Source organism: Mycetocola tolaasinivorans, from assembly GCF_003667565.1.
GTDB classification, from domain to species: Bacteria; Actinomycetota; Actinomycetes; order Actinomycetales; family Microbacteriaceae; genus Mycetocola; species Mycetocola tolaasinivorans.
In genome coordinates, this window is record NZ_RCUX01000005.1 from 24,568 (window position 1) to 41,764 (window position 17,197).

The window sequence follows — 17,197 nt, forward strand, 5'->3', positions numbered from 1 at the left end:
GGTTGGGATTAGTCGGACAGCGGGATGAACGAGCCGGGCTCGCCCTCGAAGCGGTGGCCCATGCGGTCGCGCTTAGTCTGCAGGTAGTTCTCGTTGACCGCGCCAACACCCACCACGAGGGGCAGACGCTCAACCACGCTGATGCCGGCCTCTTCGAGCTGGCGGATCTTCTCCGGGTTGTTGGTCAGCAGGCGTACGGCGCTCACGCCGAGATCCTCGAGGATTGCGCTCGCCGGCAGGTAGCTGCGGGCATCCGCGGGCAGACCGAGGGCGAGGTTGGCGTCGAGGGTGTCATAGCCCTGCTCCTGCAGCGCGTAGGCACGCAGCTTGTTGATCAGGCCGATGCCGCGACCCTCCTGGCCGCGCATGTAGATGACCACGCCATCCTTCTCGGCGATCTCCTTGAGCGCGGCATCCAGCTGCGGGCCACACTCGCACTTGAGCGAGCCCAGTGCCTCACCGGTCAGGCACTCCGAGTGCACGCGCAGAATCGCGGTGTCGGTGAGCTCGCCGTGGATCAGGGCCAGGTGCTCGGCACCGGTCTGGCGATCGCGGTAGGCACGAACCTTGAAGTCACCGTGGGTGGTGGGCAGGTTGGTTTCGATCTCGAAGTGCACGGCCGAGTCGTTTGCCACGGCGGCGAGCTGTTCGGTGGTGCCGGCATCGGCGGCGTTGAGGTACTCGATCAGATCGGCGATGGTGATCACCGGGATGTCGTATTCGACGCCGAGCTCGAGCAGGCCGGGCAGGCGCATCATGTCGCCATCATCGGTCACGACCTCACCGATCACGCCGACCGGCTGCAGACCCGCGAGACGCAGCAGGTCAACGGCTGCCTCGGTGTGACCCGCGCGCTCGCGCACTCCACCGGCCACCGCGCGCAGTGGCACGATGTGTCCCGGGCGGATCAGGTCGGTCGCGACGCTGTTGGGGTTGCCGAGTACGCGCAGGGTGCGGGCGCGGTCGGAGGCGCTGATGCCGGTGGTGACGCCCGAGGCGGCATCCACGGTCACGGTGTAGGCGGTCTTGCGCGGGTCCTGGCTGTTGGCCACCATCGGCGGCAGCTCCAGGCGGTCCGCAATGTCCGCGGGCATCGGGGCGCAGAGGTATCCGCTGGTGTGGCGTACGGCCCACGCCACGGTGTCATGGGTCGCGAGTTCGGCGGCGAAAATCACGTCGCCCTCGTTCTCGCGGCCCTCATCGTCGGCCACGAGGATTGCCTTGCCCGCGCGCAGGGCGGCGAGGGCGGCAGGAATGGTGGAGAGACTCATGATTATCGGCTTTCGTTGGTGGGAGCTGCGGCGGTCACGGCGAGCAGGCGCTCCACGTGACGTGCCAAAATATCGGTTTCAAGATTGACGGTGTCGCCGAGCGTGCGCTCGCCGAGGGTGGTGGCGACGAGGGTTTCGGGGATCAGCGACACCTCGAACCAGGGCGCGGTTTCGGCGGGATCGGAGATCGCGCTCACGGTGAGGGAGACCCCGTCCACGGTGATCGAGCCCTTGTCGGTGACGAGCGAGGCGAGCTCACTCGGCAGCGAGAATCGCAGCACGCGCCAGGCGTCACCCGGGGTGATCGACAGCAGTGCGCCGGTGCCATCCACGTGGCCCTGGACGATGTGGCCGCCGAGGCGGTCGCCCACCTGCGCGGCCCGCTCGAGGTTGACCTTCGTACCCACGGTGGCGCCGTCGAGGGCCGACATGGTGAGGGTCTGCGCCATGACGTCCGCGGTGAAGGATGTCTCGGTCTGCTCGATCACGGTGAGGCAGACGCCGCTGACCGCGATCGAGTCGCCGTGGGCGGCGTCGGAGACCACGAGCGGCCCCTCGACGGTGATGCGCAGGGCGTCGGGGCTGGGTACGAGCGCGGTGATGGTGCCGAGCTCCTCAATGATTCCGGTAAACACTAGTTGGCTCCTGGAGTGGGCTGGGTGGACGGGGTGGGGTCTTGGGGCTGCGGGGGCGCGGGTTCCGCGGTGAGGCGCAGATCCGAACCCAGGTGTCGCACATCGGTGATGCTGAGGCGATGCTGATCGGTGATCGTGCCGACCCCGAGGTCGGTCAGCGCGAGTTTCGGGCCGCCGATCAGGGTGGGGGCGATGTACACGAGGATGCGGTCGGCAAATCCGGCGCGAATGAACGAGCTGGCGAGGCTCGGCCCGCCCTCCACAAACACCGAGCGGATGCCGAGCTTCCACAGTTTTTCGAGATCTGCGGCGAGATCGTCTCCGCTGAGGGTAATGAGTTCGCGCGGGTGTCGGCGCAGGGCAGCATCGGCGGGCACCTCGCGGTGGCCAAAGACCACCGGTACGGGCTGGCTGAGCGGGGCACCGTTTTCCTCGCCGCGGGCGGTGAGGGCCGGGTCATCGGCGAGCACGGTGCCGGTACCGACGGCGATCGCGTCGTGCCGGGAGCGTTCAAGATGAACGTCGGCGCGGGCATCGGGGCCGGTGATCCACTGGCTGGTGCCGTCGGCCGCGGCCGCGCGGCCGTCGAGGCTGGTGGCCCACTTCACTGTGACCGTGGGACGGCCTCGTCGAGCCTCGCGCAGCCAGTCGGCTAGGAGCTCCTCGGCCTCCTCGCGGCGCGGGCCGAGCTGGGCGGGGATCCCCGCATCGATCAGGGTCTGGGCACCGTGGCTCGACACCGCTCCGGGATCGGGCACGGCGAAATACACCTCGGCGACGCCGGCCGCGATGAGCGCCTGCGCGCAGGGACCGGTGCGTCCGGTGTGGTTGCACGGTTCGAGGGTGACCACGGCGGTGGCCCCGCGGGCCTCACCCGGCGCGAGGTGGGAGAGGGCGTCCACCTCGGCGTGGGCGGTGCCGGCACCGCGATGCCATCCCTCGGCGAGGGTGTGGCCGTCGGGGCTGAGGATGACGCAACCAACCCGCGGATTAGGGCCGCCTTCGGGCCCGCGGGTGGCGATGTCCAGGGCACGGGCCATGGCCGCGTCGAGGATGTCTGGGGTGATCATCGGAGTGTGTGCCTTCGGTCGAGCGCACTCCGGGGAGGTCGGGACGCGAGCGTCGCCGAGCCGCGCAAAAGCGACGACGGGTCGTCAAATCTGCGTGTGCTACCTCTCATCCGGACTCGAATCCCGTAGGACCCATAACCGTCGGTGCCGGAATTTCACCGGCTCAACCCCTCCCCTCCGAAGAGAAGAGCGGCTCGCGGACTCTCACCGCCGGTTTGGACTCTCACCAACCCCGGAGCACTTATTTGTTATCTATCGTAGGTCAACCGCACGACCGGGTGGAAGTATTCCGACACGCAGAGACTTTTTTCCGGCGTGCAGCGTGCATCCAGGTTTCGGCTTCCGAACAGAAAAGTGCTCCCCTCGAAGGCGAGGGGAGCACTTTCGGTGTGGCCGGTCGGCTAGGCTTCGAGCGGGCCCTGGTCGACCAGGCGGCGGGCGGTGCCCGCATCCACGATCAGGTCGGTGATGAGTCCCGCGGCAAGTGCACCGCGGAGTGTGCGCAGCTTGCCGGAGCCGGAGACAACACCGACACGGCGAGAGATGCCGCGGAGCACGTCGAGGCTGGGGCCGGAGGACCGGTCATTGAGTGCGATGTTGTCGCTGCTGCCATCTTCGCGGTAGAAAACGGTGGCGATGTCACCGACGACACCGTCCTCACGCATCACGCCGAGGTCCGCATCGTCGATGTAGCCGGCGACGTAGAGGTGGCTGGGCACATCGGAGTAGGTGGAGCCGAGACCGAAGACGGCGATGTCGAGCGCCTTCTGGCGTTCAACCACGCGGCTGACGCTGCGCTCGCGCCACATGGCGGTCTTGGTGTTGGGGTCGTCAAAGACGGCCGGCACGGGGAACTGCTGAATTGCCGCACCGAAGGCCGCACCGAAGCGCTGCAGGATCTCGCTCGCGTAGGCGATACCCGTGGTGCGTGGGTTGGCGGCACCGTTAAGCTGCACGATAAGGGAGTTGTGGGTGGGCTTCGACGAGAGGTTGCGGGATACCGCGCTCATCGTGGAACCCCAGGCCACACCCATCGACATGTTGGAGTCGAAGAAGCCACCGAGGATGCGGGCCGCGTAGAGAGCTACGCGGTCGAGGCGGTCGACGTCGCTGATCTGGTCCGGCACGGAGACGACGTGAGCGACCACACCAAACTGCTGGCGGATGTCATTCTCCAGCTGGCGCGGGGCATCCAGCGGTGAGCGCACCTGGATTTCGACGAGCCCGGTTTCGCGGGCGTGGCCGAGGAGGCGGGACACGCTGGAGCGCGAGGTGTGCAGCTCTGCGGCGATCGCATCCATGGTGAGGTCCTGCAGATAGTAAAGCTGCGCGGCCGTGAGGGCGTCGCGAGTTTTCCCACTGAGGGAGAACGATTCGGGAACCGACATTGGTAAAACTCCTTGCGCCGTGCGGCCGCGTGAGGGGCCGGTCAGGTGGCGGATGTATTGCGGGTGTGATGTGCGGGCCCGCGTGGTGGTGCGGGATCACCGCGGTCACCGTCGCAAGACTTCCCTCCGAGCTTAACCATTTTTTTTGCCCACGTGTGCGCGGCGGTCGGTCTGGGGGTCAAGAATGCATCGCGTCAACACGGTGGGTATGTCGGCGCTGGATGATGTTTTCCGATGAAACCAAGGATATTGCACGTTGGGTGGCGGCGTTGACGCGCAGGCGCGGCCGATGCGGCGCAGGGTCTGAGGGACGCCCGCTCCGGTCCGCTCTGGGAGGTCGAACATACGCGGCGGGCGAGCGTACCGCTTTCTGGGGGCAGAGGGTGCGCGACAACCCCTATCGCGTCCTGGATGCTTGTGTCGGCATATCTTCGTGCTCGCGACGGGGTTTAGTCGCGAAAATCACCGAATTTTGCCCCGTTGTGGCACGAAGGGAGCCCCGCGCCCGATGGGGCAATCGATGCGCAATCGGCAACTATTCCGCGTGATTCCGGGCGTTTACCCGCCGTTCATCAGGATAACGATCGTTGAGAAATTGTGCACCAACATTGGGTGCATGTGTGTTTTTATAACGGTCGAATGGCGGGTGTGGGCACCGATTTTGAGGGGCGGGGGAGTGCTTCCGTGCGGGTGAATGGAAGTCGGTCGGTGTGTGACGTCCCGCGTAACGATGCGGAAAAACCCTTTGCAAAGTGCCAATCGGCTACTAGGTTGTGATCCAAGAACATGTGTTATCGGCTCGCTGCACATTCGTGCATTGGCTTTGCGCCTTTCGTGCAGGTGGGTCACAATCGGAAAGAACCGACGACGGGGTTGCCGCCGCCGGGGGAAATCGAGAGTTTCGAAAAGGGGTAACACCATGCAGGATCAGGTAGGGAACCCGGGCACCGCTCGCGCCACGGTGGATGCTGTCCGCGCTACGCCGCGCGCAGACGTCCTCATCATCGGCGCCGGTATCAACGGGATTGCCACCTTCCGCGACCTCGCTCTCCAGGGTGTCAACGTGACCCTGATCGAGCGAAACGACTTTTGCTCGGGCGCCTCGGCTGCCTCGAGCCACATGATCCACGGTGGCATTCGCTACCTGGAGAATGGCGAGTTCCGACTCGTACAGGAATCCGTTCAGGAGCGTAACTCCCTGATCAAGATCGCCCCCCACTACGTCAAGCCGCTGCCGACCACCGTGCCGATCTTCTCGACCTTCTCGGGTATGGTCTCCGCGCCGATGCGCTTCCTGACCCACAAGCAGGGCAAGCCGAAGGAGCGCGGTGCCGCGCTCATCAAGATGGGGCTCATCATGTATGACTCCTTCTCCCGTGACGGCGGCTCGGTTCCGCGCCACCGCTTCCTGGGGAAGAAGAAGACCCTCGCCGAGCTGCCGCAGCTCAACCCGGGCCTGAAGTACACCGCCACCTACTTTGACGCCTCGATGCACGACCCGGAGCGCCTCGCGCTCGACGTCATGCACGACGGTCTCGCAGCCGGCCCGCACGCTCGCGTCGCCAACTACGTTGAGGCCGTAGGCTCCACCGAGTCCGGTGCGATCACCCTGCGCGACCGCGTCACCGGCGAGGAGTTTGACTTCACCGCCGACGTCGTGGTCAACACCTCCGGCCCCTGGACCGACCTCACCAACGGCGCCTTCGGTACCCCGACCACCTACATGGGCGGAACCAAGGGTTCGCACATCGTGCTGGAAAACGACGAGCTGCTCGCCGCAACCGGTGGCCGCGAGATCTTCTTCGAGCACAACGACGGCCGTATCGTGCTGATCTACCCGCTCAAGGGCAAGGTCATGGTTGGTACCACCGATATCAACGCCGACCCGCGTGAGGCCGCCGTCTGCACCGAGGAGGAGGTGGACTACTTCTTCGACCTGGTGAAGCACGTCTTCCCGAAGATCTCGGTCGACCGCTCGCAGATCATCTACCGCTTCAGCGGCATCCGCCCGCTGCCCGGCCACGGTGACACCCAGCCCGGATTCGTTTCGCGTGACTACCGCATCGTCGAAACCGCGGTCGGCAAGACCCCGCTGCTGAGCCTCGTCGGCGGAAAGTGGACCACCTTCCGCGCCCTCGCCGAGCACCTCGCCGGCGACGTGCTGAAGGTCCTCGGTCGCGAGCGCACCGTGTCGACCGCCGGAATGGCGATCGGCGGCGGTAAGGACTACCCGCGCGATGACGCTGCCCGCGCCCGCTGGGTATCCGCCAACCGCGGCCTGGTTACCGACAAGCGTGCCGACGCACTGCTTGAGCGTTACGGTACCCGTGCCGCCGCCCTCATCGCCCAGCTCCCGGCCGACGAGCACGTGCTCGCCAGCGCCCCGGACTACAGCGTCGAGGAGCTCGCAATCCTGGCCACCGAAGAGCGCGTGGTCACCCTGCTTGATGTTCTCCAGCGCCGCACGAGCCTCGCCTTTACCGGGCGTAGCTCTCACGCGGTTCTCGTCGACGTGGCCGAGGCCATCGCGCCGGCACTGGGCTGGGACACCGAGGCGACCGAGCGTGAAGTCGCTCGGGCCGCAGAATACCTGAGCTGGGCTCACGGCATCACCGATTCCCGCGCAGGCGGAAAGAAGTCGGTGAGCGCCTAGGGCTCGCTCGTTCGGGGCCCGGGCTGCGGCCCGGGCCCCGAACATCACACACCAACGTGGCGACCAGGGGTCGTCATGAAAACAGAAAAGGAAGGTCAACGTGGACGTATCTTTAGGAACGGTCTTTCTCTCCGAAGCTTTCGGTACGGGAATGCTCACCCTGCTTGGTGGGGGTGTAGTTGCAAACGTGTTGCTGGCCAAGTCCAAGGGACTGGGCGGCGGCACCCTGATGATCAACTTCGGTTGGGGCCTCGCGGTCTTCGCCGGTGTGATCGTCGCGTTCAACTCGGGTGCACACCTGAACCCCGCGGTTACCCTGGGTATTCTTACCTCCGGTGCTGACCACTACGCGGCAAACGTGCCGGTGAGTGTCGGAGCGACATTCACCTACTTCGCCGGTCAGTTGATCGGTGCCATCATCGGTTCAATCTTCATGTACCTGGCGTACAAGAAGCACTTCGACGCCACCGAGGACAAGGGCGTAAAGCTCGGCGTCTTCTCGACCGGCCCGGAGATTCGCTCCTACACCTGGAACCTGGTCACCGAGATCATCGCGACCTTCGTGCTGGTCATCGTGATCCTCGGCTTCAACCACCAGGGTGAAACCGGGGGTCTGGCCGCAGTGGGCGCGCTGCCCGTTGCATTCCTGGTTGTGGGTATTGGTGCCTCGCTCGGTGGACCCACCGGTTACGCGATCAACCCCGCACGTGACCTCGGCCCGCGTATCGCGCACGCCATCCTGCCGATCAAGGGCAAGGGTTCCAGCGACTGGGGCTACGCCTGGGTTCCCGTTGTGGGCCCGATCATCGGTGGTGTACTCGCCGGTGTGCTCTCGCCCGTGCTGCTCCCCGTCATCGGAGCCTAGTAACACACTTGGCGCGGGCGGATGCTAAGCAAACGTGCATCCGCCCGTGCCACCCTTATATTTAGTTCCCCTCATAGACACTGCAGTTTCTGAACTTAGGAGTTAAGAACATGGCCGACTACGTCATCGCTATTGATCAGGGCACCACCTCCTCACGTGCGATCGTTTTTGATCACTCCGGGAGCATCGTCTCCACCGGACAGCTCGAGCACGAGCAGATTTTCCCGAAGGCCGGTTGGGTTGAGCACGACCCGAACGAGATTTGGAACAACACCCGCGAGGCCATCGGACAGGCACTGTCCAAGGCCAACCTCACCCGTCACGACATCGCCGCTATCGGTATCACCAACCAGCGCGAGACCGCCGTCATCTGGGACAAGAACACCGGCGAGCCCGTCTACAACGCCATCGTCTGGCAGGACACCCGCACCCAGGATATCGTTGACCGCCTCGCTGCCGACGGCGGCGTAGAGCGCTTCAAGAAGACCGTGGGTCTGCCCCTGGCCACCTACTTCTCCGGCACCAAGATCGTCTGGATCCTGGAAAACGTCGAGGGTGTTCGTGAGCGTGCCGAGGCCGGCGACCTCCTGTTCGGCACCACCGACACCTGGGTTCTGTGGAACCTGACCGGCGGCACCGAGGGCGGCATCCACGTCACCGACGTGACCAACGCCTCGCGTACCCTGTTCCTGAACCTCGAGACCCTCGAGTGGGATGACGAGATTCTCGCCGCGTTCAACGTGCCGAAGTCGCTGCTCCCGACCGTGAAGTCCTCCTCCGAGGTCTACGGCCACGCCGACAGCCACTCGCTGCTGCGCGAGACCCCCATCGCCGGTATCCTGGGCGACCAGCAGGCCGCCACCTTCGGTCAGGCCGCGTTCGACAAGGGTGAGGCCAAGAACACCTACGGCACCGGTAACTTCCTCATCTTCAACACCGGTGAGGACATCATCCACTCGGATAACGGTCTGCTGACCACCATCGGTTACAAGATCGGTGACCAGCCCACCCACTACGCACTCGAGGGCTCGATCGCCGTCACCGGATCGCTGATCCAGTGGCTGCGCGACAACCTGGGCCTGATCTCCTCCGCCGCCGAGGTTGAGGAACTGGCCCGTGGCGTGGAAGACAACGGTGGCGCCTACTTCGTGCCCGCCTTCTCGGGTCTGTTCGCTCCGTACTGGCGCTCGGACGCCCGTGGTGCACTGGTGGGCCTGACCCGCTACGTGAACAAGGGACACATCGCCCGTGCCGCGCTTGAGGCCATCGCCTACCAGACCGCCGAGGTGCTGGACGCCGTGAACGCCGACGCCGGGGTGGACCTCACCGAGCTGCGCGTTGACGGTGGCGCCACCGCCAACGACCTGCTGCTGCAGTTCCAGGCCGACATCCTCGGCGTGCCGGTTGTGCGCCCGGTGGTCGCCGAGACCACCGCACTGGGTGCCGCCTACGCCGCGGGCCTCGCCGTTGGTTTCTGGAAGGACACCGACGACCTCGCCAAGAACTGGCAGGAGGACAAGCGCTGGGAGCCGAGCATGGACAAGGACGAGCGTGACCGCCTGTACCGCAACTGGAAGAAGGCCGTCACCAAGACCTTCGACTGGGTGGATGAGGACGTCAACTAGTCCGTCAGCACTTCATGCCGCCGCCGCCACTCTTCAGTGGCGGCGGCGGTTTTTTACTAGGGTGAGGCTGTTGAGACGTACCGACGGTCGAGGGGGATTTTCATGGGCAACACCATGGTGTCGGGCTGGCATATCTTCATCTTTCTGGGTGTTCTCGCGCTGTTTGCCTCCTGGATCTACGCCATCGTCGTGACCGCGCGGGATTCCCACCTCTCGACTGCCGAACGCGCCATCTGGATTGTGTTGCTCATTGTTTTCCAGGTGTTCGCCCTCGCTGCCTGGACCCTGGATCGCTTCCTGCGTCGCCTTCGCCGAGGTGGCCGGGGCGCGACCGCTACGCCGACCCCGTAACGGTCAGATAGATCAGCGCGATGTTGAGCAGGACGATCGCCGCCACCACGATCGCGGTGATGATGCGCATCGGCGCGCGGTTGACGAACTCGCCCATGAGCGAGCGCTGTGCCGTGAGATACGCGAGTGGAATGAGCGCGAACGGGATGCCCACCGAGAGCAGAACCTGGCTGAGAACCAGCGCGAGGGTGGGATCAAAGCCCACGCCCAGGACGATCAGCGCGGGAATGATGGTGATCACGCGGCGAACGAGCAGCGGGATGCGCACGCGCAGCAGGCCGTCCATGATGGTGGCACCCGCGTAGCAGCCCACCGAGGTGGAGGCGAGCCCGGAGGCGAGGAGCCCGATCGCGAACACCACGCCCACGACCGGGCCGAGTGCCGCGGTGATCGCCGCGTGTGCGCCCTCGATCGTGTCGGTACCCTCGACGCCGGGCAGCGCGGAGGCCGCGAGCAGGAGCATCGCGATGTTCACGCCCCCGGCGAGTACCAGTGCGAGCCCGACGTCCCAGCGGGTGGCGCGCAGCAGGCGGTGGATCCGGCCAGGCTCGGTGGTGACCCCGTGACGATCTCGCGCGAGCGCCGAGTGTACGTAGATCGCGTGCGGCATGACCGTGGCGCCGAGCATGCTCGCGGCGAGCAGCACGGTCTCGGTGCCCTCGAAGCGGGGCACGAGACCGCCGGCGACCCCGCCCCAGTCGAGCGGGGAGAAGAAGAGGCCGCCCACAAAGCCGATGGTGATGATCACGAGCATGCCCACAATCACGAACTCAAACGGGCGCTGCCCGCGGCGCGACTGTACCGCGAGCAGGATCATCGAGACCACCCCGACGATGATGCCGCCGAGCAGCAGGGGAGTACTGAACAGCAGGTTGAGCGCGATCGCGCCGCCGATGACCTCGGCCAAGTCTGTTGCGGCCGCGATGACCTCGGCCTGCACCCAGTACGCCAGCCGCCCGGCGCGCGGCAGGCGCTCGCCCAGGAGCTCGGGAAGGCTCTTGCCGGTCACCAGGCCGAGCTTCGCCGAGAGGTACTGCACCAGCACGGCCATCACGTTGGCGATGACGAGCACCCACACCAGCAGGTATCCGTAGCCGGCACCGGCCGAGAGGTTGGCTGCCACGTTCCCGGGGTCCACATAGGCGATGGCTGCCACGAAGGCCGGGCCCAGCAGGGCAAACAGGCGTCGTTCGGGGGCGCGTACCGGGCGCGTAGGGGCGGGTGCTGCGGAGCTCATGCGCTCACACTAGCACCAAAATTTCGGCGCACCGAAAAATGTCGCAGTGGGGGTGAAGGTGGGAATGAAGGTTGGAACGAAAACGGGCACCCGAGGAAGCTCGGGTGCCCGCTTTATTGGCGATATTGCGCCGCAGGGGATTAGGCGACGACGGTCTCGATCTCGACCTTGATGTTGCCGCGGGTGGCGTTGGAGTACGGGCACACCTGGTGGGCGAGGCTCACGAGACGCTCGGCCTCGGCCAGCTCGATGTCGGCGATCTCGACGTGCAGGGCTGCGGCGAGGCCATAACCGCCCTGGCCGTTGGGGAAGATCGAGATGTCGGCCACGACGGCCGAGTCGGTCAGGGTGATCTTCTCGGCGGCGGCCACGGCCTTGAGTGCAGAGTGGAAGCAGGCCGACCAGCCGGCGGCGAAGAGCTGCTCGGGGTTGGTACCGCCGCCACGGCCGCCCATCTCGGTGGGCACGGCGAGGGTGAGGTCGAGGTTTCCGTCGCTGGAGACGACACGGCCCCCGGCGCGGCCGTCGCCGGTCGAGGTGGCTACGGCGGTGTACAGGGTTTCAGACATAATCGCGGTTCCTTTTGACGGGGATTCTCGGACAATTCCTAGGTAGACGAACTAGTCACTCTACCTATGAGTTCTATACTGGAACACGAAGCGGAAACACGCAAGCCCACATTCACATTCTCGGTTTCAATTCAGGAACCGATCGGCCGAGGAGAGCAGCATGACGGAGACCCAGGTTTCGGATACGACCGACTTCTCTGCGGCACCGGTGCGCGTCGGTGCGCGCGAGCGCATCCTCGATGCCGCGCGTGAGCTGTTTCCCGCACTCGGCTACCGCGCGGTGAGCGCCGACCGCATCATCGCCACGGCCGGCATCACCAAGGTCACCTTCTACCGGCACTTTCCCACCAAGGACGACCTGATCGTCGCCTACCTCGACTCCGAGTCGGCACGCGCCCGGGACTCCGTGGCGCGACTGTTTCTTGCCGCTGAACCGGGGGAGGGGCCGGTGCGTATCCTCACCGCCGAGCAGGCCGAACTGTTCCTGTGTGGTTTCGCCCGGGTCATTGGCATCGAGAGCTGCCGACCGGGTTTCCGCGGCTGCGTGTTCCTCAACGCCGCCGCCGAGTACGCCGAGCCCGAACATCCGATCCGGCGGGCAGTGCTGACCCACCGCGACTGGCTCCTCGGCACGCTCGCCGATGCCGTCAGCGCCCTCGGTATTGCGCCCGCCGAACCGATCGCCCGCCAGCTCTTGATGCTGCGCGACGGTGCCATGTTTGCCGGCTACCTCGACACCCCCGAGGCCATCGAACAGCAGCTGCACACCGCTGGTCGCGCGATACTGCGCGCCGCCGCCTAATCTCCGCCGCCCACACGCAAAACACCCGGACCTTCCAGGCCCGGGTGTTTTGCGTGTGTACCGACGGTTAGCGCGCGCGGCGCAGCAAACCGATGCGGTCGTAGACGGTGTCGAGGGTGGCCTCGGCCACCTCGTTGGCGCGCTGTGCGTTGCGGGCGAGCAGGCGGTCGAGTTCAGCCGGGTCGGCCATGAGCTCATTGGCGTGCTCGCGCACCGGGCCCAGGGTGTCGGCGACGAGCTCGGCGAGGTCCTTCTTGAAGGCACCGTAGCCCTGGCCGTCGTAGGCCGCGGTAATGTCCTCTACCGTGCGACCGGAGAGGCCCGAGAAGATGCTCAGCAGGTTGGAGACGCCGGGCTTGTTTTCGCGATCGAATGCAACGACGCCGTCGGCGTCGGTCACGGCACGCATGATCTTCTTGGCGTTGACCTTCGGGTCATCCAGCACCCAGATGATGCCCGCGGGAGACTCCCCGGACTTCGACATCTTCGAGGTCGGGTTCTGGAGGTCGTAAATGCGCGCCTCGTTCCCGCCGATGCGGGCCTCCGGGATGGTGAAGGTCTCACCAAAACGAGAGTTGAAGCGGTCGGCGAGATCACGCGTCAGCTCGATGTGCTGGCGCTGGTCATCGCCCACCGGTACGACCTCGGTCTGATACAGCAGGATGTCGGCGGCCATCAGGACCGGATAGGCAAACAGGCCCACGCTCGCGGCATCGGTCCCGTAGCGGCTCGACTTATCTTTGAACTGGGTCATTCGCCCGGCCTCGCCGAAACCGGTGATGGTGTTGAGGATCCACGCGAGCTCGGTGTGAGCGGGCACGTGCGACTGCACGTACAGCGTGGACTTATCCGGCGAGATGCCGCCGGCAATGTACTGTGCGGCGGTGCGACGGATCTTCTCACGCAGGGTGCTCGGGTCCTGCGGCACGGTGATCGCGTGCAGGTCGACCACCGAGAAGAAGGCGTCGTGATCCTCCTGCAGACGCTTCCAGGGGGAGAGCGCCCCGAGGTAGTTACCGAGCTGGAGGGAATCGGCCGAGGGCTGCATGCCCGAGTAAAGACGGGGGTTGGTCATGATGAATCCTTAAAAATTGAGCGAAATTAGACCGCGTACGCGTTTTGACTGCGTACTCGTTTAGAGTGCGTAGACGACGGTGACGGGCGCGTGGTCGGACCATCGCTCGTCGTACGCAGCGGCCCGCTCGACCGCATAGGAGGTAACGGTGGCAGCCAGTGCGGGCGTTGCCATGTGGTAGTCGATGCGCCAGCCGGCGTCGTTATCAAAGGCCTGCCCGCGGTACGACCACCAGGTGTAGGGCCCGGGAACCTCGCCGGCGAAGGCGCGGCCGACATCCACCAGGCCGATGCCCGGCCCGGTGACGCCATCAACTCCGGTGATCTCGGTGCCGGCGGCACCGAAGAAGCGGTCGAAGTAGGAGCGCTCCTGAGGCAGGAAGCCTGCGTTCTTCTGGTTGCCCTTCCAGTTCTTGATGTCGAGCTCGCGGTGACCCACATTGAGGTCACCCACCACGACGGCGTGCGAGGTCTGGGCCGAAAGCTCGGCCAGACGCACCAGCATCGCCTCGAGGAAGGCGTACTTCGAGACCTGACGCGGGGTATCAACCTCGCCCGAGTGCACGTAGGTGGACACCACGGTTACCGGGGTGCCGTGCCAGTCGTAATCACCCTCGAGCCAGCGACCGGTGCTGTCGGTCTCCTCGCCGCCGAGACCCGCGCGAGACGCGACCGGGGCGATGCGGCTGAGCAGCGCAACACCCGCGCGACCCTTCGCGGCAGCCTCATCGTGCAGGATGTGCCAGCCCTCGCCCACGAGCTTGTGGACGTCGGCGTCGCCGGCACGAACCTCCTGCAGCGCGACGATATCGGCGCCAGAGCTCTCCAGCCACTCGCCCATACCCTTGCGATAGGCGGCGCGGATGCCGTTGACGTTGACCGAAATAACGCGAATAGGGGTGGCAGACATGCGCTCAGTTTACCGGGTGCCACCGACCATGTGACGCGCGTGGGCACGATTACCCACATCGGATTTCGCGTGAGTGAAGCGGTCGGATGCGATCTATGCAAAACCCGCATCGCACATGATTCGGCTCTGTCCCTCTCAGGACTGCATGCTGCATCACTCAAAACCGGACACTTCATCACTCATTTTGGGCAAGATATCGCACAGCCGATCAGGTCTGCTCTAGCGTCTAGCCCATGCGATATTCACTGTTGAAATCACTCACCGTGTGTGCCACGTCCTGGGCTTTGGTGCTGTCCAGTATGAGCGCTGCGCGTGCGGCTGACGGTGCGGCGGAGGAAGAAGCGTCGAACCTCACTCTCATTGAGAGCGTTACGGGCACGGATGATCTGCTGAACGTCATGCCTGGAGACAATTCCGAGCAGGTCTACTTGCCCGAGGATGGACAAGACCTTGCCTCCGTGTCCGGTGATGATTCGTCCATTTCATTCCGACAGCCTGTAGCTGCGGGCGCTCTAACGCAGGTCAGTGGAGAGGGAACTGCGTCGTACATCAGCGAAGACGCTGAGTACGATGTGCACCTACAGGCGGTGGAGTCTCCTGACCCACGTGTACTGAGCGATGGGCTTCGATCACTAATCGAAATTCAGAGCGCCTCTGCCCCGACGGAATACGCCTACCCCGTGCGTCTTGATGACGGCGCAGTGCTAAGCGTGCAACCGGATGGTTCCGTGCTCGGAACAAAAGATGGGGACATCGTCCTGATCGTCCCTGCTCCCTGGGCCATAGACGAGGCCGGAACCGCTGTGCCCACCTCGTATGAGGTGCGAGGCAGTGATCTCATTCAGCATGTCAATTTCGATTCAACGCATCGGTTCCCGATCATCGCAGACCCCGTATGGTTCGTGCCGCTGATCATCGCGGGCGGTCGAATCATCGGGCAGGTAGCTATCAACGCAGCGACTCGTGCCGCTGCGCAGCGTGCTGCCGCCGCGATAGCTGCGCGCACGATTATCAAGTCGGTGTCGGGAAGGGTCTCCCGAAAGGCTCTCCGCGATTGTGGCCTGGGAGCAGCCGTGACGGGCGGGGCAACCGCGATCGCAACTCACCTGCGGCAACGAGGCGACGGCAGATGGCTAGTGCGTCTGAACGGGTGGCATGGCACGGTTGCGGCAAGCGTTGGCGGCTGCCTTGCGACGAGAATTGGAAAGTAGGGGCAATGACGAGGAAGAGGGTATTTTGGACGGCTTACGCCCTCGCAGCATGCCTGATTTCGCTGAGTCTTCGACTATTGTTCCCGCAGCTTGAACCGGGGTATTTTGCGGGCGGAAGCGTTATTCTTGTCTTGCTGGCACCCGCCGTTGGCCGTCTTTTCAAGATCGCCAATGTGTGGTCCACGGGCGAACATGCCCGCTCCCGGGACGACTGAGCAGGGGTCGTGTGGCACCGTGTAAAAGCTCGCCGGGGGACGGGGTTAGTGCCCGCGCTGCTCGGCGCGGATGTCACGCAGCTCGCGCCGTGCGCGCTCGGCCCGGGCCCGGGCCACGATCTTTGCCGGTCCACGCGCTCGTTTTGCCGCCGCCACCGCATCGTCAAACGCGTTCCAGGCAACCAGCTCGCGCGCCTCGGCGAGCTCCGCGAGGCGCTCCTCCTCGCTCTGTTCAAGCAGCACGACACCCTTGCGTTCGAGGCCCTCGGCGATCCAGGCACCGGCGATCAGGATCACCCGACACACAAAGTTGAACCAGATCAGCAGCGCCACAAACACCGCGAACGTCGCCAGCAGCGGGTTGCGTGAGGCTCCGCCCAGCACCGCACCACCGGCCACGCTCAGCGCCGTGAGCGCGCTCGCGCCAAAGAACGACCCCATAAAGAGGTCGGGGAGGGGAATCGGGATCTTCGCAAGCACGCGATACATCGCCGCGAGCGTGATGAAGTTCAGCAGCAGACCCGCGACCAGACCAACCGCGGAGGCCGAGGCCGTACCCCAGAAGGAGTTTGCGGTGACGCCGATCAGCGAGAGCAGCCAGGACACCGCCTGGGTCGAGACCATGTTGGCCGCCGCCGAGAGTACCAGCAGCACACCGAACGCGAGCGCGAGGCCCAGATCGGTGACCTTCTGCAGCACGAAGTTACCCTTGGTGCGCGGCAGGTGGAAGATCGCACGCACCGCCTGCCGGGTAGACGCGAGCCAGGCGATCGCGGTGAAGAGCAAACCGAAGAGGGCGATCGCACCGGTCAACCCGAACAGGTTCGTGCCGGCGATCGCGAGAATGTCCTTCTGCGCGATGATGCCCTTGGCGGAGTCCGTTCCGATCAGGCCGGGCACGGAGTTGTTGATGATGTGGACCAGGTTGTCGAAGAGCTGCTCGTTCGCGACCAGCCAGATCCCCGCTACCGCAAAGCCCACGTAGAGCCCGGCAAACACCGCGAAGACCGCCTGGAAGCTCATCCCCGAGGAGAGCAGGTTGCCGTCGGCATCGGTGAAGCGCATCACCGAGCGTACAACCCGGGTGCGGGTTACGGTGTCCACGGCCGATCCCGCGCGCTCGAGCGGCTTTTCAAAGCGCTGGACCAGCGCATTGTCGCTATTGCGCACGGACTCGGCGAGGGAATCCTCGGGAGTCCGGGGTGCGGTTTTCGCGCGGGGGGCACGGCGGGGGCGTCGGCTCATGCCCCTACTGTAACCGGGAAACCGGGCCGAAGTGGGCACTCCCGCGCCACCTGGCCTAGGCTGAAACAAAAGCGAG

Annotated in this window: 15 protein-coding genes and 1 riboswitch; of the genes, 6 read left to right on the top strand and 9 right to left on the bottom strand. The window is 65.2% G+C overall.

Translation table 11 applies throughout. The features are described 5' to 3' along the window. Nucleotides 1-8: 8 nt before the first annotated feature. The 4 genes from ribA to D9V32_RS07110 all read right to left on the bottom strand — a co-directional run bounded on the left by ribA (nucleotide 9) and on the right by D9V32_RS07110 (nucleotide 4,364). Nucleotides 9-1,271, bottom strand: a complete 1,263-nt coding sequence (gene ribA / locus D9V32_RS07095; protein ID WP_121648209.1) for a GTP cyclohydrolase II — start codon at nucleotides 1,269-1,271, stop codon at nucleotides 9-11. Nucleotides 1,272-1,273: 2 nt separating this feature from the next. Further along, nucleotides 1,274-1,906, bottom strand: coding sequence for a riboflavin synthase (locus D9V32_RS07100; protein ID WP_121648210.1), 633 nt, complete (start codon nucleotides 1,904-1,906; stop codon nucleotides 1,274-1,276). Continuing rightward, complete coding sequence (gene ribD / locus D9V32_RS07105) at nucleotides 1,906-2,976, bottom strand: bifunctional diaminohydroxyphosphoribosylaminopyrimidine deaminase/5-amino-6-(5-phosphoribosylamino)uracil reductase RibD (RefSeq protein WP_121648211.1); 1,071 nt, start codon at nucleotides 2,974-2,976, stop codon at nucleotides 1,906-1,908. The genes D9V32_RS07100 and ribD overlap by 1 nt, the downstream gene beginning before the upstream one ends. Nucleotides 2,977-3,070: 94 nt before the next feature. Beyond that, nucleotides 3,071-3,219, bottom strand: a riboswitch (FMN riboswitch). Between the two features lie 158 nt (nucleotides 3,220-3,377). Beyond that, nucleotides 3,378-4,364, bottom strand: a complete 987-nt coding sequence (locus D9V32_RS07110) for a sugar-binding transcriptional regulator (protein WP_121648212.1) — start codon at nucleotides 4,362-4,364, stop codon at nucleotides 3,378-3,380. Between the two features lie 919 nt (nucleotides 4,365-5,283). Between D9V32_RS07110 and D9V32_RS07115 the strand changes: the two genes are divergently transcribed. The 4 genes from D9V32_RS07115 (at nucleotide 5,284) to D9V32_RS07130 (ending at nucleotide 9,858) form a co-directional block, all read left to right on the top strand. Beyond that, on the top strand, nucleotides 5,284-7,017 hold the full coding sequence (locus D9V32_RS07115) for a glycerol-3-phosphate dehydrogenase/oxidase (RefSeq protein ID WP_121648213.1): 1,734 nt from the start codon (nucleotides 5,284-5,286) through the stop codon (nucleotides 7,015-7,017). Between the two features lie 151 nt (nucleotides 7,018-7,168). Continuing rightward, complete coding sequence (locus D9V32_RS07120) at nucleotides 7,169-7,882, top strand: MIP/aquaporin family protein (protein ID WP_245982185.1); 714 nt, start codon at nucleotides 7,169-7,171, stop codon at nucleotides 7,880-7,882. A 110-nt stretch (nucleotides 7,883-7,992) separates the two neighbouring features. Next, nucleotides 7,993-9,507, top strand: coding sequence for a glycerol kinase GlpK (gene glpK, locus D9V32_RS07125; RefSeq protein WP_121648215.1), 1,515 nt, complete (start codon nucleotides 7,993-7,995; stop codon nucleotides 9,505-9,507). 102 nt (nucleotides 9,508-9,609) lie between these two features. Then, the gene (locus tag D9V32_RS07130; RefSeq protein ID WP_121648216.1) at nucleotides 9,610-9,858 is read left to right on the top strand and encodes a hypothetical protein; all 249 of its coding nucleotides are present in this window, start codon (nucleotides 9,610-9,612) and stop codon (nucleotides 9,856-9,858) included. On the opposite strand, the gene D9V32_RS07135 is transcribed toward D9V32_RS07130, so the two are convergent. Together D9V32_RS07135 and D9V32_RS07140 are read right to left on the bottom strand one after the other, a co-directional pair. Next, on the bottom strand, nucleotides 9,842-11,095 hold the full coding sequence (locus tag D9V32_RS07135) for an Nramp family divalent metal transporter (RefSeq protein ID WP_121648217.1): 1,254 nt from the start codon (nucleotides 11,093-11,095) through the stop codon (nucleotides 9,842-9,844). The two genes, D9V32_RS07130 and D9V32_RS07135, sit on opposite strands and share 17 nt — an antisense overlap. Nucleotides 11,096-11,235: 140 nt before the next feature. Then, complete coding sequence (locus D9V32_RS07140) at nucleotides 11,236-11,664, bottom strand: organic hydroperoxide resistance protein (protein WP_121648218.1); 429 nt, start codon at nucleotides 11,662-11,664, stop codon at nucleotides 11,236-11,238. Between the two features lie 160 nt (nucleotides 11,665-11,824). Between D9V32_RS07140 and D9V32_RS07145 the strand changes: the two genes are divergently transcribed. Then, nucleotides 11,825-12,466 carry a TetR/AcrR family transcriptional regulator gene (locus tag D9V32_RS07145; RefSeq protein ID WP_121648219.1) on the top strand — a complete coding sequence of 214 codons (642 nt, stop codon included), beginning with the start codon at nucleotides 11,825-11,827 and terminating at the stop codon, nucleotides 12,464-12,466. 67 nt (nucleotides 12,467-12,533) lie between these two features. On the opposite strand, the gene trpS is transcribed toward D9V32_RS07145, so the two are convergent. Both trpS and D9V32_RS07155 read right to left on the bottom strand, forming a co-directional pair. Continuing rightward, on the bottom strand, nucleotides 12,534-13,541 hold the full coding sequence (gene trpS / locus D9V32_RS07150; RefSeq protein ID WP_121648220.1) for a tryptophan--tRNA ligase: 1,008 nt from the start codon (nucleotides 13,539-13,541) through the stop codon (nucleotides 12,534-12,536). A 60-nt stretch (nucleotides 13,542-13,601) separates the two neighbouring features. Then, nucleotides 13,602-14,450: an exodeoxyribonuclease III gene (locus tag D9V32_RS07155; RefSeq protein ID WP_121648221.1), complete on the bottom strand. Its 849-nt coding sequence runs from the start codon at nucleotides 14,448-14,450 to the stop codon at nucleotides 13,602-13,604. Between the two features lie 233 nt (nucleotides 14,451-14,683). Between D9V32_RS07155 and D9V32_RS07160 the strand changes: the two genes are divergently transcribed. Beyond that, nucleotides 14,684-15,661, top strand: coding sequence for a hypothetical protein (locus D9V32_RS07160; RefSeq protein ID WP_147440419.1), 978 nt, complete (start codon nucleotides 14,684-14,686; stop codon nucleotides 15,659-15,661). Nucleotides 15,662-15,921: 260 nt separating this feature from the next. Here the strand turns inward: D9V32_RS07160 and D9V32_RS07170 are convergent, their stop codons facing one another. Next, nucleotides 15,922-17,121 (bottom strand): YihY/virulence factor BrkB family protein, encoded by a 1,200-nt coding sequence (locus D9V32_RS07170; protein ID WP_121648224.1) that lies wholly within the window; start codon nucleotides 17,119-17,121, stop codon nucleotides 15,922-15,924. Nucleotides 17,122-17,197 lie beyond the last annotated feature (76 nt).

Coding starts and splice junctions, on each gene's coding strand:
- ribA (WP_121648209.1), bottom strand. CDS start 1,271: ATGAGTCTCTCCACCATTCCTGCCGCCCTCGCCGCCCTGCGCGCGGGC.
- ribD (WP_121648211.1), bottom strand. CDS start 2,976: ATGATCACCCCAGACATCCTCGACGCGGCCATGGCCCGTGCCCTGGAC.
- D9V32_RS07110 (WP_121648212.1), bottom strand. CDS start 4,364: ATGTCGGTTCCCGAATCGTTCTCCCTCAGTGGGAAAACTCGCGACGCC.
- D9V32_RS07115 (WP_121648213.1), top strand. CDS start 5,284: ATGCAGGATCAGGTAGGGAACCCGGGCACCGCTCGCGCCACGGTGGAT.
- D9V32_RS07120 (WP_245982185.1), top strand. CDS start 7,169: ATGCTCACCCTGCTTGGTGGGGGTGTAGTTGCAAACGTGTTGCTGGCC.
- glpK (WP_121648215.1), top strand. CDS start 7,993: ATGGCCGACTACGTCATCGCTATTGATCAGGGCACCACCTCCTCACGT.
- D9V32_RS07130 (WP_121648216.1), top strand. CDS start 9,610: ATGGGCAACACCATGGTGTCGGGCTGGCATATCTTCATCTTTCTGGGT.
- D9V32_RS07135 (WP_121648217.1), bottom strand. CDS start 11,095: ATGAGCTCCGCAGCACCCGCCCCTACGCGCCCGGTACGCGCCCCCGAA.
- D9V32_RS07140 (WP_121648218.1), bottom strand. CDS start 11,664: ATGTCTGAAACCCTGTACACCGCCGTAGCCACCTCGACCGGCGACGGC.
- D9V32_RS07145 (WP_121648219.1), top strand. CDS start 11,825: ATGACGGAGACCCAGGTTTCGGATACGACCGACTTCTCTGCGGCACCG.
- trpS (WP_121648220.1), bottom strand. CDS start 13,541: ATGACCAACCCCCGTCTTTACTCGGGCATGCAGCCCTCGGCCGATTCC.
- D9V32_RS07155 (WP_121648221.1), bottom strand. CDS start 14,450: ATGTCTGCCACCCCTATTCGCGTTATTTCGGTCAACGTCAACGGCATC.
- D9V32_RS07160 (WP_147440419.1), top strand. CDS start 14,684: ATGCGATATTCACTGTTGAAATCACTCACCGTGTGTGCCACGTCCTGG.
- D9V32_RS07170 (WP_121648224.1), bottom strand. CDS start 17,121: ATGAGCCGACGCCCCCGCCGTGCCCCCCGCGCGAAAACCGCACCCCGG.